The sequence below is a fragment of the Streptomyces sp. JNUCC 63 genome, from assembly GCF_054366325.1.
In genome coordinates this window covers 7,908,174-7,921,300 of sequence record NZ_CM135963.1, presented here as the reverse complement: position 1 = coordinate 7,921,300, position 13,127 = coordinate 7,908,174, and the positions used below count along the sequence as shown (strand labels likewise).

At 70.6% G+C, this 13,127-nt stretch carries 12 protein-coding genes and 4 pseudogenes; 5 read left to right on the top strand and 11 right to left on the bottom strand.

What is annotated here, in order from left to right:
- The first annotated feature begins 612 nt into the window (after positions 1 to 612).
- The 3 genes from ACX25U_RS36780 (at position 613) to ACX25U_RS36770 (ending at position 2,167) form a co-directional block, all read left to right on the top strand.
- Positions 613 to 1,056 (top strand): hypothetical protein, encoded by a 444-nt coding sequence (locus ACX25U_RS36780; RefSeq protein ID WP_454386471.1) that lies wholly within the window; start codon positions 613 to 615, stop codon positions 1,054 to 1,056.
- Between the two features lie 193 nt (positions 1,057 to 1,249).
- Positions 1,250 to 1,474 (top strand): DUF5133 domain-containing protein, encoded by a 225-nt coding sequence (locus ACX25U_RS36775; protein ID WP_454386469.1) that lies wholly within the window; start codon positions 1,250 to 1,252, stop codon positions 1,472 to 1,474.
- Between the two features lie 45 nt (positions 1,475 to 1,519).
- Positions 1,520 to 2,167 (top strand): ATP-dependent DNA ligase, encoded by a 648-nt coding sequence (locus tag ACX25U_RS36770; RefSeq protein ID WP_454386467.1) that lies wholly within the window; start codon positions 1,520 to 1,522, stop codon positions 2,165 to 2,167.
- 584 nt (positions 2,168 to 2,751) lie between these two features.
- Here the strand turns inward: ACX25U_RS36770 and ACX25U_RS36765 are convergent.
- The 4 genes from ACX25U_RS36765 to ACX25U_RS36750 form a co-directional block, all read right to left on the bottom strand.
- Positions 2,752 to 3,762, bottom strand: a complete 1,011-nt coding sequence (locus ACX25U_RS36765) for a DNA polymerase Y family protein (RefSeq protein WP_454386466.1) — start codon at positions 3,760 to 3,762, stop codon at positions 2,752 to 2,754.
- Positions 3,759 to 7,208, bottom strand: coding sequence for a DNA polymerase III subunit alpha (locus ACX25U_RS36760; protein WP_454394672.1), 3,450 nt, complete (start codon positions 7,206 to 7,208; stop codon positions 3,759 to 3,761). Before ACX25U_RS36760 ends, ACX25U_RS36765 begins: the two co-directional genes overlap by 4 nt.
- Positions 7,209 to 7,447: 239 nt before the next feature.
- Positions 7,448 to 7,594, bottom strand: coding sequence for a hypothetical protein (locus ACX25U_RS36755; protein ID WP_454394847.1), 147 nt, complete (start codon positions 7,592 to 7,594; stop codon positions 7,448 to 7,450).
- Positions 7,591 to 7,947: a transcriptional regulator gene (locus ACX25U_RS36750; protein WP_454394670.1), complete on the bottom strand. Its 357-nt coding sequence runs from the start codon at positions 7,945 to 7,947 to the stop codon at positions 7,591 to 7,593. Before ACX25U_RS36750 ends, ACX25U_RS36755 begins: the two co-directional genes overlap by 4 nt.
- 227 nt (positions 7,948 to 8,174) lie before the next feature.
- On the opposite strand from ACX25U_RS36750, the gene ACX25U_RS36745 reads away from it, so the two are divergent.
- Positions 8,175 to 8,597, top strand: a complete 423-nt coding sequence (locus tag ACX25U_RS36745) for a PPOX class F420-dependent oxidoreductase (RefSeq protein WP_454386464.1) — start codon at positions 8,175 to 8,177, stop codon at positions 8,595 to 8,597.
- A gap of 152 nt (positions 8,598 to 8,749) precedes the next feature.
- Here the strand turns inward: ACX25U_RS36745 and ACX25U_RS36740 are convergent.
- Positions 8,750 to 9,286: pseudogene (locus tag ACX25U_RS36740) on the bottom strand (transcriptional regulator); the annotation flags it as partial.
- Between ACX25U_RS36740 and ACX25U_RS36735 the strand changes: the two are divergent.
- On the top strand, positions 9,284 to 9,661 hold the full coding sequence (locus tag ACX25U_RS36735; protein ID WP_454394845.1) for a hypothetical protein: 378 nt from the start codon (positions 9,284 to 9,286) through the stop codon (positions 9,659 to 9,661). The pseudogene ACX25U_RS36740 and the gene ACX25U_RS36735 sit on opposite strands and share 3 nt — an antisense overlap.
- 633 nt (positions 9,662 to 10,294) lie before the next feature.
- Here ACX25U_RS36735 and ACX25U_RS36730 read toward each other — a convergent pair.
- The 6 genes and pseudogenes from ACX25U_RS36730 to ACX25U_RS36705 form a co-directional block, all read right to left on the bottom strand.
- Positions 10,295 to 10,471, bottom strand: a complete 177-nt coding sequence (locus tag ACX25U_RS36730) for a hypothetical protein (RefSeq protein ID WP_454394843.1) — start codon at positions 10,469 to 10,471, stop codon at positions 10,295 to 10,297.
- A 168-nt stretch (positions 10,472 to 10,639) separates the two neighbouring features.
- Positions 10,640 to 10,898: pseudogene (locus ACX25U_RS36725) on the bottom strand (hypothetical protein); the annotation flags it as partial.
- 6 nt (positions 10,899 to 10,904) lie between these two features.
- Positions 10,905 to 11,137, bottom strand: a pseudogene (locus tag ACX25U_RS36720) (hypothetical protein).
- A gap of 350 nt (positions 11,138 to 11,487) precedes the next feature.
- Positions 11,488 to 11,832, bottom strand: coding sequence for a MerR family transcriptional regulator (locus ACX25U_RS36715; protein ID WP_454386462.1), 345 nt, complete (start codon positions 11,830 to 11,832; stop codon positions 11,488 to 11,490).
- A gap of 402 nt (positions 11,833 to 12,234) precedes the next feature.
- Positions 12,235 to 12,450, bottom strand: a pseudogene (locus ACX25U_RS36710) (dihydrofolate reductase family protein); the annotation flags it as partial.
- 166 nt (positions 12,451 to 12,616) lie between these two features.
- A complete protein-coding gene (locus ACX25U_RS36705) occupies positions 12,617 to 13,075 on the bottom strand; it encodes an SRPBCC family protein (protein ID WP_454386460.1) in 459 nt (152 codons plus the stop codon).
- Positions 13,076 to 13,127: the final 52 nt, after the last annotated feature.

Sequence of the window (13,127 nt, the reverse complement as noted above, 5' to 3'; positions counted from 1 at the left end):
CCGCACCTACCGAGTCGGTGACCTCGCCGTCGGTGTCAAGGAGCCGCAGACGGGCCAAGCCGGCCTGATCGTCCTGGTCAACAAGGTAGTCCTCGTGCGGCAGCGGGTCGATCACCCGGCTCCGTTCCCATATGACGCCGCTGATCACGGACATCGCGAACGCGCGGACCCAGGTGCATGCCGTGGTCGCCGGGTGGGGCGGCTCCCAGGCCCCGGTCTTCGCCGCTGAGCCTCTCACCGATGAGGGGCAGGGGAACCTCGAAGTCGCCGTCGGGAAACAGCCGAGGCTCAGCATCCCCAGAGCGCATTCCGCCGCAGTGAGCAGGGCGGAGCGCGCCTCGGGCATGCGCAGCGCAGGGTCCGTCACGGTGCACGCGGCGATGTGGTCGTGGAGCTCCTTGCCCATTTCTCTGCGGCCTTGGGCGCGGCGGTAGGTCGCCCCAAGTACACGGAGTGGCAGCGGCGAAGGGCACGCGACGGCATGTCCTGTAGTGCGTGTTCGATGCGCTGTTGGGTGACTGGGTGACAGGGCACGTCCTTGATCGTCATGTCCGCTATCGTGTCAGCCTCCACTGACAGTGCGCCGGGCCAGCGTGTGCGGCTATGGCTGACATGTTCGAACTCATCCTCGCGTTGGACCTGCGTGACGAGTTGCCGGAGGAGGAACTCGCAGAGCTGCGACGGCACCTCGGCATGGGGCCCAAGCCGCAGACTCTGCGCATCGTCACCGAGTTTCCGGTCGTGGTGGAGGATGAGCACGGGGAGCCCGTGATCGAGGACCGTCCTGAGCCTCTTCTGGGCGGCGACGGCGCGGCGTTCAAGGTGGAGGGCGCGTTGGCCTCGGTCCTGCTGCGCCGGCAGGACACCAGTCGTGGCGCCTGGGCTTTGACCAGTCGGCAGGAGATCCACCCCGACGGTTTCGAGCGTGCCGGCGAACTCCTCAGCCGGCTCGCGATCAAGGCCGGCGATCGTCATCGACGCCTCGACGGCAGCGTCGACCTGGGATGGATCCGCCCCTATGAAGATTGCCAGCCCGAGCCGCTGGGTGGTACGTGACGGTGCAGTCGTCTGGCCGTCGTAGCCCAGTGCTTCCGCCGGGAAGCGGGCTTCAGGCGGCTGGCTGGGGACGGACGGCTTTATGGTCGGCCGGGTCCAGGGGGCGCACTTTCCAGGTGCGGCTTGCGTCAACGGCTGCGACCGTATGGGTGAGGGAGGATGATACGGACGGGCGAGGACGGAGGCGGCCGGCGTGCTGAGGGCGGATCCTGCGCTCCTGCGAGAGCTGGTCGAGCGGTGCGAGCCGCTCAGATGGCGCTTGGCGTCCGGCGGCAACGCGGAGACCGCGCGTCGGCTTGAGGATGTGACGTACACATTGTGTGTGGTCACAGGCACCCGCCGGATGGATACGGCGCTGTATGTGGCGCGCAGGCAGTTGACGGACGCCATGGCACGCGAGCAGCTTCTCCGTCGCTGAGCAGGGCGGTCGATAACGCGTCACGGGAGTCAGGTGGAAACAACCATGAGTGTGCACCCGTCGTCGGCCTCGCGGGGCGTACGGCCTCTTCTGTCGCCGATGCTCGCAGTGATCGGCCCGCGACCCACACCGGAGACCGAAGCTGAGTACGCGTACGAGACACTGTGGAATGGCGCCCGGATCCTTGCCCATCTGCCCGGCGACGGCACCGTTCGCCTGCTCTCCGCGACGGGGCTGGACGTCACCGCCCAGTACCCGGAATTCCAGTCGCTGGCTTCTGCGCTGCCCGCTTTGGAGGCAGTGCTCGACGCTGAGATCATCGTCCTGGACAGCGAGGGCCGTCCATCAGTGGAGCGGCTGCAGCAGCGGATGAGCCTGCACCATCCGGACGCGGTCGCCCACGCGATCAAGGACCTGCCCGTCCACCTGATGATCTTCGACATCCTCTATCTGGGCGAGCCCACGGTGCAGCTGCCCTATACCTCGCGCCGGGACCTGCTGGACGATCTCAATCTGGCCGGACCCGGTATCGCCGTACCCGCCGCCTGGCCCGCGCTCGCCTCCCAGGCACTTGAGGAATCGGTCAGGGAAGGCTTCGACGGCATAGTCGCCAAACGGCTCACCAGCCCCTACTTGCCCGGACGCCGTTCCCGCGACTGGATCAAGATCAAGCAGGAAGACGCGGACTCATGAGCCGCACACCGCGGGCTCTTCCTCCCTCAGCAGCAGGTCAACCACGCGGCCGCTAGCCAGTGCCCATTGGCTTCACGGGGCTGATCAGCCAAAGCGTGGTCGTGAAGGCGATCGCAAACGGCCGGAGGCGGTTGGGGCGGCTCCGGCACAGGGTGCGGGGCCGCCCGAGCCCTGCCAGTCCTGTCAAGCGCAAGGCACTACGACGCCGGCCTTCAGCGTCTCCCTGGGCCCGTTCGGTGGGTCCGGCCGGGTGAGCGCCGGCGCATCGAGCAGGCACCTCGCCCAAGTGCGTGTTCTGTTCCTCGTTCAAGGCGAGTGTCGCTTTTCGCCCAGAACAGGACTTTGCGATGGCGACTCCCGTACCGCCGCCCACGGAGGCCGATCCCTCGGTTCTGACCTGCCGTGGTGACGAGGTCGGGCCGCGCGCGAAGTGCCAGCGGAAGACTCATCGGTTCGGCCACGGCGGCAATCCCTTGTGCTCGTACTGTCGCAGAGGCGTCAGCCAGGTGGGGACAGAACGTGCGGCAGGCGCCTAGCGCCTGCCGCAACCAACTGCCTCGTTGCTGCCGTCGTCGCCCTCTCCCTCATCGCCGGACGCGACGCCCGGACAGGGCGGCGGGCAGCACTGCATCCGCGCCGAAGCGCCGGCGGGCTCGGTCCGCAGCGGCCTCGATGCGGCGGGCCTTGGTACCGCCCGGATCAAAGGTGAGCTGGTGAACGGCGGCCGTCGCGTCGGTGAGCTCGGCGGTCAGGGACAGCGCGCGTACCCGGGCGCGCTGCAGGCCGAGGGCCTCGTAGAGCCCGGTGGCCGTGCGGGTCAGGGCGAGGGTGTGCGCGGTGGCTTCGGGCAGCGTGCGGGTGCGGCTGGTGGTGGCGCGGTCGGCGTAGCGCACGGTGAGCGTGAGCGTGCGGGCTACGACCTGGTCGTCGCGCAGGCGGGCGCCGAGCCGGTGGGTGAGGGCGAGCAGGGCGCGGTGGTGTTCGTCCGGGTCGAGTTCGTCGTGGTCGAAGCCGTGGTGGACGGTGGTGGTCTTGGGCAGGGCGTGCGGGACGACGGTCCTCGGGTCGTGGGCGTGGGCGCGCTCGTGGAGCTGGCGGCCGGCGGCCACGCCGAGCAGGCGCTGGAGGATGGCGAGCGGGGTACGGGCGACGTCGCCGACGGTCTCCAGACCGTGGTGAGTCAGGGTGCGGGCGGTGGCCGGGCCGACGCCGGGCAGCGCGGCGACCGGGCGCGGGTGGAGGAAGGCGACGATCGCCTCGTCGTTGTCGGGGATGACGGTGATGCCGCCGGGCGCGGTGACGGCGGCCGCCATGGCGGCCAGCATGAGACTGGGGCCGGCGCCGATCGTGGTGTGCACGCCGGTCCAGGCCAGGGTGCGGAGCCGGATCATCTGGGCCAGGCCTTCCAGGTCGCGCTCGAAGTACCGCTCGGCGCCGGTGACGTCGGCGATCGCCGTGTCGGGCGGGTAGGCCTGGACGCGGGCGCTGATGGTGGCGAGCAGGTCCAGCACCTGCGGGTAGCGCGGATCTGCCGGGGTGAGGCCGTGGTAGTGGACGTGCACGATGTGCCGTACGGAGGGCTGGGCCGGGGTCATGGTGCTTGTCCGGCGCTTGCAGGGCTGGTGTGGCCGAACTTGGTCAGGTCGGCAAAGCGGGTGCCGGCTACCTGCAGGTCGGCCCACGGGTGCAGGACGGCACCGGTCTCCGTCGGCAGCGTGCGCCGCGGGCGGGCCGGGTGCGTGGCCGGCGGGAGGTCGTCGCCCAGGAGGCGGGTGGCGGCTTCGGGGCCGTGGTCGCGGCGGGCGGCGGCGAGTTCGTCGAGGTCCCACACCCGCTGCCCGGTGAGGGTGGTGCGGCGGCCGCGGCGCTGGATGTGGCCGCGGACCAGGAGCAGCCCGCAGTGGAAGATGGTGTGGGCGCAGGCGTCGTGGCTGTCTTCGAAGAACGCCAGGTCGATCATGCCGGTGCCGTCCTCGAGGGTGACGAAGATGATGCGCCGGCCCGAGGCGATGGGCGGGGTCTGGGTGGAGGCGCGGATGCCGGCGACGAGGACCTGCCGACCCGGGTGCAGCTGGGCGAGGCGGCCGGCGGGGACGGCGCCCAGTTCGCGCAGCAGCTGATGGTGGTGGTCCATCAGGTGCCGGGTGACGTCGATCTGGAGGTGTTCCAGCTCGGCTGCGAGGGCTTGGCGGCTGGTCATCTCCGGCAGCCCGGAGGGGGCGGGCGCGCTTTCCTGGCCGTGGTCGAGGGGCAGCTGGCCGGTGGTGGTGCGGGTGCGGGCGTGCCGGTGCAGCTCGGTGATCTGCAGCAGCAGGTCGCGGCGGGTCTGTGTGCCGGCGAGGGGGTCGAGGGCGCCGATCCGCACGAGGCGTTCGGCGGTCGGGCGGGCGGGGCGGGCGCGGTGCCACAGATCCTGCAGGCAGGTGTAGGGCTGGTGGTCGGCGATCCGGGCCACGTCCGCTTGGCTGATGTTCTTCACGGCGCTCAGGGCCAGGCGCACGCCCCAGGTGCCGTCGGCGGTCTGTTCGATGCTGTGGTGGGGGCGGGAGTGGTTGATGTCGACGCCGAGGACGGGCACGCCGTGGCGGCGGGCGTCGGCGACGATGATCCGCTTGGGCCACATGCCGGGGTCGTGCTCCAGCAGGCCGGCGTACAGGGCGGCCGGGAAGTGGGCCTTGAGCCACGCCGACTGCAGGGCGGGGACGGCGAAGGCGACCGCGTGCGCTCTGCAAAAACCGTAGGCGCCGAAGGACTCGATGGTCTGCCACACCTGGGTGAGCATGGTGGGGTCGTAGCCGCGGGCGGCCGCCTGGGTGTGGAACCAGGCCCGCAGCCCCGGCAGGCGCTCAGTGTCGCCGAGGGCGCGGCGGGCGAGTTCGGCCAGCGCCCGGTCGCAGCCGGTGAGCACGCTGACCATGTCGATGATCTGTTCGTGCCAGATGACCACGCCGTAGGTGTCCCGGAGGATCGGCTTGAGGTCCGGGTGGAGGTAGGCGGGTTTGGCGCCGTGCCGGGCGGCGATGTACTGCTCGGGCATGCCGCCTGCCACCGGTCCGGGCCTGAAGAGGCTGATGTCGGCGATGACGTCCTGAACGTCGCGCGGCTGCAGCCGGGACAAAAGATCCTGCTGTCCGGATGACTCGAGTTGGAACAGGCCGATGGTGCGAGCGTCCTGGATGAGTTTGAAGGCGAAGTAGTCGTCCAGCGGCACCTGCTGGGGATCGTCCAGGTCGATGCGGCGTCCGGTCGCCCGCGCGATCTCGGTGACGGCGTGCGCCATCGCCGACTGCATGCGCACCCCGAGGACGTCGAGCTTGACCAGGCCGAACCCGTCGAGCTCCACATCGTCCTTGTCCGCGTGCACCATCGGGTACCGGCCGCCCGGCGTGGGCTGGACGGGCAGCCGGTCTCGCAGGGAGGCGTTGGACAGGATGACGCCGCACGGGTGCATGGCCATGCCGCGGGGCAGCGCGTCCAGGCCCTCAGCGAGTTCGAATAACATCCCGAACCGGCCGGCCTCGGCGGCCAGTTGCTTCAGCTCGGGCAGCTCGGCGAGCGCGGCCCGGATGTCGCGCGCGCGGATGTGCGGAAAGGACTTCGCCACCCGGTTCACCTCATGCGGCGCGATCCCCAGGGCGAGCCCGGTGTCTCTGAGGGCGTGCCGGGCACGGTAGGTCTCCGGCATGCCGCACGCCGCGACTCGCTCGGCGCCGAACCGGTCGAAGATCTTGTCGTAGACCTCCAGACGGCGGGCGGACTCCACATCGATGTCGATGTCCGGCAGCGACCGGCGCCGAACGCTCAGGAAGCGCTCCATGAGCAGGTGGTGGTCGAGGGGGTTGGCCGTGGCGATGTGCAGCAGGTGGTTGACCATGCTGCCCGCACCGGAGCCGCGCGCGGCGACCCGGATGCCCATCTCCCGCACGTCGGCGACGACGGTGGCGACGGTGAGGAAGTAGGCGGCGTAGCCGAGCCGGGCGATGACCGCGAGCTCCTCCTCCATTCGCTCTCGTGCGGCCCGGTCGTGGTCCAGGCCGCGTCGGATCAGCCCGGCCTCGCACCGCTCGCGCAGCAGCCGGTCCGCCTGGCCCGGCCCGCGGCCGGCCCCGACCATCTCCGGCTCGGGCAAATGCGGCCGCCCCAGCCCGAGATCGGCCACCGGATCGAGCGTGCAGGACGCGGCGGTCGCCGCCGTCTGGGCCAGGAGCCGGGCCGCGCGCCGCCGACCCGCGCCGGCGGCGCGCGCGATCCGCGCGGCGGCCTCGGCCATCGCCTGCGGGTCCTTCAGCCACCGCTCGCCCGGGTCCAGCCCGGCCGGGCGGCGGAAGGGGATCGGCCGCAGCAGCCGGGCCGCGTCCAGCACGTCCGCGAGCCGGTACTGGCCGGGGTCGGCATACCGGACCGCGTTGCTCACCACCGCCGTCACGCCCGTGTGGTCGGCCAGCTGCAGCGTGCGCGCGGCCAGCCGCAGCGACCCCGGCCCGGTGCCCGCGAGTCCGTAGTACACGCACTCCAGGCGCAGGCCTGCGCCGAACAACGCACGCCACGGGGCGAGCAGCTGCTCGGCGACGTCCGGCCGGCCGGCGGCCAGGGCGCGCACCGGCTCGGACATCGGGCCCAGCAGCACGACCAGGCCGGGCCCCGCGTGTTCCGCGAGCGCGGGCAGGGGCAGCACCGCAGGGCCGCCCGCGGCCGCGGCGTGCGCGGCCGACACCAGCCGGCACAGCCGCGCCCAGCCCTCCTTCGTCCGGGCGAGCAGGGTGATGCGCAGGCGCGGCTCGACCACGTGGGCGCCACCCTTCACGGGCGTGCGACGCCGCCGGGCGGGGGCGGCGGGGGTGTGGGCGGCGACGGCGAGGTCGACACCCAGGACCGGCCGCACACCGTGGGCGGCGCAGGCCTTCACGAAGCGGATCATCCCGGTGACGCCGTCCCGGTCGGTGAGCGCCAGCGCACTCATGCCCCGCTCCGCCGCCCGGGCCACCAGGTCCGTGGGGTGGGAGGCGCCGTAGCGAGCCGAGAACCCCGAAGCGGCATGCAGATGAGTAAATCCACCACCCGCACCTCCCGTCGCTCACGCACCACCTGTCCGACCTGTACCTCTTCAGGTATGCACTACACCCAGAATTAGCGCAAGCGTTCGAAATCAGCGTTCGGGTGCGCCGCGACTCCTACGTTTGGGCCATGGCGGTCGGGTAGCCGGATCACAGTCATCCCGTCAGGAGTTCCAGGCGGGATGTGCTGCCGTCGGAGATCCCTGATGGCCATGCAGAGTGGCGGTCATCGAGCTCGAGGGGCGTACATGGGCTGGACCCCATCAGGACGACGAAGTTGGACGGCGTAGCCGCCGGTGAGAGCGAGCGGATAGGCGCTGCCGGCGGCGAGGACGTCGGCGAGGAGCCGGCGGTGCAGTTCGGTGAGGTTCACGCAGCGGCCCGGGCGCCGGGGGCCGGCTCGGTGAAGGCGCTCTCCCAGACGTCGCGGATGTCACGGCTGATGAGGGTGCGCAGGACGGGCCACATGCTGATGAGCAGGTCGCGGTTCAGGTAGCGGGTGAGGTCGTCGTGCTGTCCTTCGGCGAGGATGATGCGGTAGCAGCTCATCCGCAGGCGGGGCTGGTCGAGGTCTAACCGGGTCAGGCCCGACCAGGCGAGGTGCAGCGGCAGGCCGACGGTGCCGTGGGCGGGGCCGGCGAGCTCCGCGAGCGTGGCGGGGAGCCGCCGGGCGAACCTGTCGCGGCGGACCTCGGAGACGCTGGGCGTGGGGGCCGTGCCCACGATTATTCCGCACGAGCGTCGGTGGCCGTGTCCTGTCCCGGTCGGTACGTAGGCAAATAGCGACCGGGCCGGGGCCCGGCGGCGCCCGGGTGGGAGGACGTCGTTCGCCCACCCGGGCACCGTCTTGTCGGCGAGCCTCGTGCGACAGCTCGTCTCGGCGTGAAATGTGACAGCGTGTAGGAGATCACAGCAGATGGGCCCCACCAGTACGGCTGTCGAGGAGAAGCACGATGTCGAAGCCCCCGCTTACCCCTGATGCGATCATCATGATCAAAAAGGCCAATCCGTCGGTCATCACCACGCTCCTGCCGGATGGCCAGCCCGTCTCCACCGCCACCTGGTACCTGTGGGAGGACGACGGCCGCGTCCTGGTCAACATGGACGAGGGCCGCAAGCGCCTGGAGCATCTGCGCAACGATCCACGGGTCACCCTCACCGTGTTGGACGAAGCCAACTGGTACAACCACATCAGCCTCATCGGCCGGGTCGCCGAGATCCGAAACGACCCAGACTTCGCTGATATCGACCGGCTCAGCCGGCAGTACCTCGGCAAGCCCTACACCCAACGAGACCGGACGCGGGTCAGCGCCTGGATCGAGATCGAGCGCTGGCACGGCTGGGGCGCGTACAAGGACAGCAGTCAACCGGGCTGACCAGCGTCCGGGCCGTCCTGAGGTACACAGCTTCCTGCACTGCCGTGGCGGTCGGCGCCGCCGCGGACCCTCGACCGCCCGGCGGACCGGCCCGCCCGGTTGGCGCGGCGGATCGATGTCCTCGAGCCCCTGCTCGGAAAGTGTGCACGCCACCCTCGATCGGTCGGGGTGTCGCTCCCGACGGTGTAGACGTCCTTGACCTTCACCTCGGTGACGCCGCGTCCCTCGGGGAACACCGCACGCCAGTCGCCGATCACGTGCGGCTCGTCGGTGCCCATCGCGCGGACGACCATCAGGCCCTCGTCGTACGCCCGGTGCGCCTTCCGCCACAGGTTCACGAAGGCCTGGGAGCGGATGAGGTGCATCCAGTCGGTGCGGTACAGCTCCCGGTTGCAGTTCGACTCCCCCATCGTGGAGACGAACTTCGCGTACATGGCCTTGACGTACTCCAGCGTCACCCCGTCGTCCTCGGCGATCGCCCGGTCCCGGGCGTCCTTCAGCGCGATACGGAACTTCTCCAGCAGGTTCTCCGTGGCCCCCGACGTCCAGGACTCGTGGATCTCCGGGGGGTCGCACAGCCCGTGCGTCGGGCCCGCCAGACGCAGCAGCAGGCGCAGGGTCGGCTCGGTCACCCACAGCGGGCCCGGCTCGTCCCGACTGCCGAGCGGGTTGGGCAGGTAGGCGTCGTGACCTCGCAGTTCGCCGAGTCGCTCGAGCCGCGCTTCATGGAGGCCGCCGAGCTCAACGACCTTCTTCTGCGGTCTCAGCTCAAGCAGGGCGCCGACCTCAAGGTCCTCATGTACTACGCCACGGCCGTCCCGATCGGCGGGCCGGCCCGCAGCACCGCCACGGACATCGGCCGGATGGTCGGCCTGAGCACCACCAGCGCCTCCCGCAGCATCTGCCGGCTCGCCGAGAGCGGCCGGCTCCAGCTCGCCTATACCGCCGTCGGCTCCGAGTTCTACTGCCTCGGCACGAAGGCGACTGGTCTTCCGTCGGCCCCCGAGCCCGAGGATGAGGCCGACGCGCCCCCGGCGACCGTCCGGCACCTCCATGTCTCCTGACCCGGCCGCCCGCCCGGCGGAGCACAGTGCACGGCGCTGCACTCCTCACGAGTGCAGCGCCGTTGTCGTATCGGAGGCGATACACCGTTCCCCTCCAGGGGAAACCCGGCCCCTACGGGGCGCTTTCCCACGTCGGCGCGTTGAATGGCGTGGCGACGGCATCGCCGGTGTCACCGGTTCGTTCTGGAGACGCAGAACGAATGACGCTGCACGGTTCCGTGCTGCGGGCAGCGCGTACATCGTTCTCCGGGAGGGGGAAGCAGCCTGCAGCAAGAGGCGCCGGCCCCGGCCCGTTGCACGAGCAGCACCCGTGTGCGGCAAGGGTCGTGCGAATGCTGCGCTGCTCGTCCGACCCACGGTGCAGCAGCCGAGCAGCAGGGCCAGGAACACGGGCAGCAACAGAAGCAGCGCCGTGCAGTCGCTGGGTGCAGCGAGCAGCAGCTACAGATGCGGAGCGAGTGTCTCGCAGTAGTTCAGGGCGGTTGCTGCCTGGCTGAGCTCACCCTCTGCAGCGGACCGGCAGGCCACGTCCATCATCGTCACGATGCCTTGCAGCGGACCGTCCTCATCGCCGTCGGCGTCTTGCTCCAGGCGCTCGCGCAGTACGCGGTCGGCCTGGGCCAGGACGTCGGGTCACCCATCGCCGTACGTCTCCGGGTCCACTCCGGTCAGGGGTGTGAGCCACAGGTCGGCGTGCAACTGGAGCAGCTGCTCGGCTGGCCGGTAGTCCAGCACGGTGCCGCACGGGAGTGAGCCGTTGTCGGCGTGGGTCTTGGTGCCGGGCCACGTGGGCAGGTCCTCGGAGTGCACCGGGCACAGAAACGCGAGCCAGGCCCCCCGCCGCGGTTTCCGCAGCGGGTCCCTCGCGGAGCGTGGTGGCCTTGAAAGGGCACTCCAGCACGGTGCGGAGCGCGCTGAGCTGCCGGTGGGCGGAGAGCCGCTGGAGGATGGACAGCAACTCGACTCCTTCGCGGGCTGGACCTCGATGTAGGCAACGACCACGACGGTGCGCAAGGCGGTGCCCCTGGAGCAGGCGTATGCGCTCGACTTCGTCGGTGTACTGGCGCAGCTGGGGACCGGCGCTGTTGCCGGGGATCGGCTCGCCGACATCCGGGTCGACGGAGATGACGACCAGGGTGCGGTCCAGGGCGTGGATCTCCGCCTCGCTGGTGATGTTCTCCAGCTGCTTGGCAGCGGAGTCGGAGAAGGCGATCCGGGCGCGGCGGCCGTACCGCAAGGACCATCAGGCGACGGCCGGGCGCTGGCCAGTGGGCCGGGCGAGGTGGGCCTCGCGCAGCTCCTCCCACGGCGTGCAGCTCTCCACCGAGGGCAGCCCGTTGGCAGCGATGTCCTCCAGGACGGCGGCGAACTGGCCGGCGTTCTCAAGGGCCTTGGCCGCGTACGCCCGCACCGCATGGCGGCCGCGGGCTCCAACTGCTGCCGGGCCTGGTCGGCGGGGGCCGGCTGTTCGCCCATCGAGGGCTCCGAGGGCGCGGAACTGGCGTCTCCCTCAACGGTATCGGCCGCACCGGACCCCTGGGGACCACTCCGGACGAACCGGTCCGGACCCAGGACCCAGGACCCAGCGGCCCGGCCGTGTCCTCTCCACAGGGAAACACCGGACCCAGGGCCCAAGGAGTCAGGCGGGTTGGCCCGCTCAGACAGGGACGCCGGGCAGGACCTGGCCGTCGATGATCTGGAGGCGGGCGGTCGTCGCGCAGTCGGTCCGTGTTTTGTCACCGAACATTGAGCGTGTGCCATCGAAGTCTGATGAGGACGGCTTCGCTCGCTGGCGGTCGGTGTCCGCCTGTCGCCTGGCGTTCTGATCAGGCCGTGGTGTTCGACTGTGACTCGCCGCCCTGAGTGCGCAGTTGCTCGTTGATGCGCTGCGCCTCTTCGAGTTGGTCTTCGAGGATGACGATGCGGCAGGCGGCCTCGATGGGGGTGCCCTGGTCGACGAGTTCGCGGGCACGGGCGGCGATGCGCAACTGGTAGCGGGAGTAGCGGCGGTGACCGCCCTCGGAGCGCAGAGGGGTGATCAGGCGGTGTTCGCCGAGGGAGCGGAGGAAGGCGGGGGTGGTGCCGAGCATCTCGGCGGCCCGGCCCATCGTGTAGGCGGGGTAGTCGTCATCGTCGAGAGGGGCGATGGGACGGGAACTGGCAGGGGGCACAGACCTCTTCTTTCGGGGACGCGTCGGGGGGCCCGGGTGCCGTGCTGGCACCCGGGCCCCGAGCTTTCAACACCATCTACCGGCACACTGCGCCGGCCTTCTTCGTCCGCAGGTTTCGCCTGAAAGGGCGGGGCTGCGGGGATCGCGGATGCGTGACCGGGGACCACCTTCCAATCCGGGGCCTGCGGTACCCGGGCGGACTGCTTCCTCGCCCGGGCGATCCTGATGGCGTTCTGCTCCTTACCTTCGGTTACTCGGTTGTACTGCTGGATACCGCGGGTACTGCTCGCGACCCCTGGGGCCGCGTCCTGCTTGACCTGCATGCACGGCAGTTCGTCTCTGCCGTGCCCTCATCGACTTCCTGGGTACGTCAGAAACAGTAACCCTGCGACGAGCCAATGTCTACTGCGACGGCGACAGATTTTCTTCCGAGACGACGTCGAAGACGTTCTTCTGCAGGCCGTTGGCGTAGACCTCGTGCTCGATCAGTCTCAGCTTCTGGGCGTCCTTGTCCGTGGCGCTGAACAGACGCTTGCCCGCGCCGAGCAGGAGCGGGAAGACGAGCAGGTGGTAGCGGTCGATCAGGCCGGCGTCCGAAAGGCTCCGGTTCAGGGTGGACCGCTCCGGGTCTGATGGAGGCAGGCAGCGAAGAACTGGCTGCTCAAGCAGACAGCATGTCGGTGAGGTTGGTCGTCAGGCGGCGACCGCCGCCGCGGCCGTCGCGAACCGCATGCGCCGTCGTGCCGGTTTCGGGAGCGGCCGGCGGCGGCCCGCTGAGCGACCGTCAGGCGGGCCGCGCCAGGCGGGCCGTCAGGACACGGGCCCGGGCCTGCTGGACCGCTTCCGCCTGGGAGGCGGCGAAGCGCAGCAGGCCCGGGGGTGTCCGCAGGTGCAGGGTGTCGGTGACGACGCTGCCGGCCGCGTGGCGGTCGATGGCGAAGCGGTAGCTCATGCGGACCCGGGTGGGGCTGCGGACCTCGCCGGAGATCTCGGCGGAGTGCGGGAGGCCGTCCGGGACGGCGACGAGCGTGACGTCGATGACGTTGTCGTGCCGCAGGACGCCCAGGAACCGGAAGCGCTCCACGGCCGTGTAATGCACGGTGCTGCCGCTGCGGCGCACGTCGCGGACGGCGACGAGGAGCGGCGACAGGCCGATGTAGTGCGACGGTTCGGCCAGGTGCGCGAAGACCTCCTGCGGCGGCACGGCGATCTGGAACGTGTGCTTCAGTTCGGTGGACGGCACCTCGGACCCCTCCTCGATACGGCACGGTGATCCTCCCATCGCCCGCGCGAGC

Bases quoted from the DNA above. Each gene is read 5' to 3' on its own strand.
- ACX25U_RS36780 (WP_454386471.1), top strand. From the start codon at position 613: ATGTTCGAACTCATCCTCGCGTTGGACCTGCGTGACGAGTTGCCGGAG.
- ACX25U_RS36770 (WP_454386467.1), top strand. From the start codon at position 1,520: ATGAGTGTGCACCCGTCGTCGGCCTCGCGGGGCGTACGGCCTCTTCTG.
- ACX25U_RS36765 (WP_454386466.1), bottom strand. From the start codon at position 3,762: ATGACCCCGGCCCAGCCCTCCGTACGGCACATCGTGCACGTCCACTAC.
- ACX25U_RS36745 (WP_454386464.1), top strand. From the start codon at position 8,175: ATGTCGAAGCCCCCGCTTACCCCTGATGCGATCATCATGATCAAAAAG.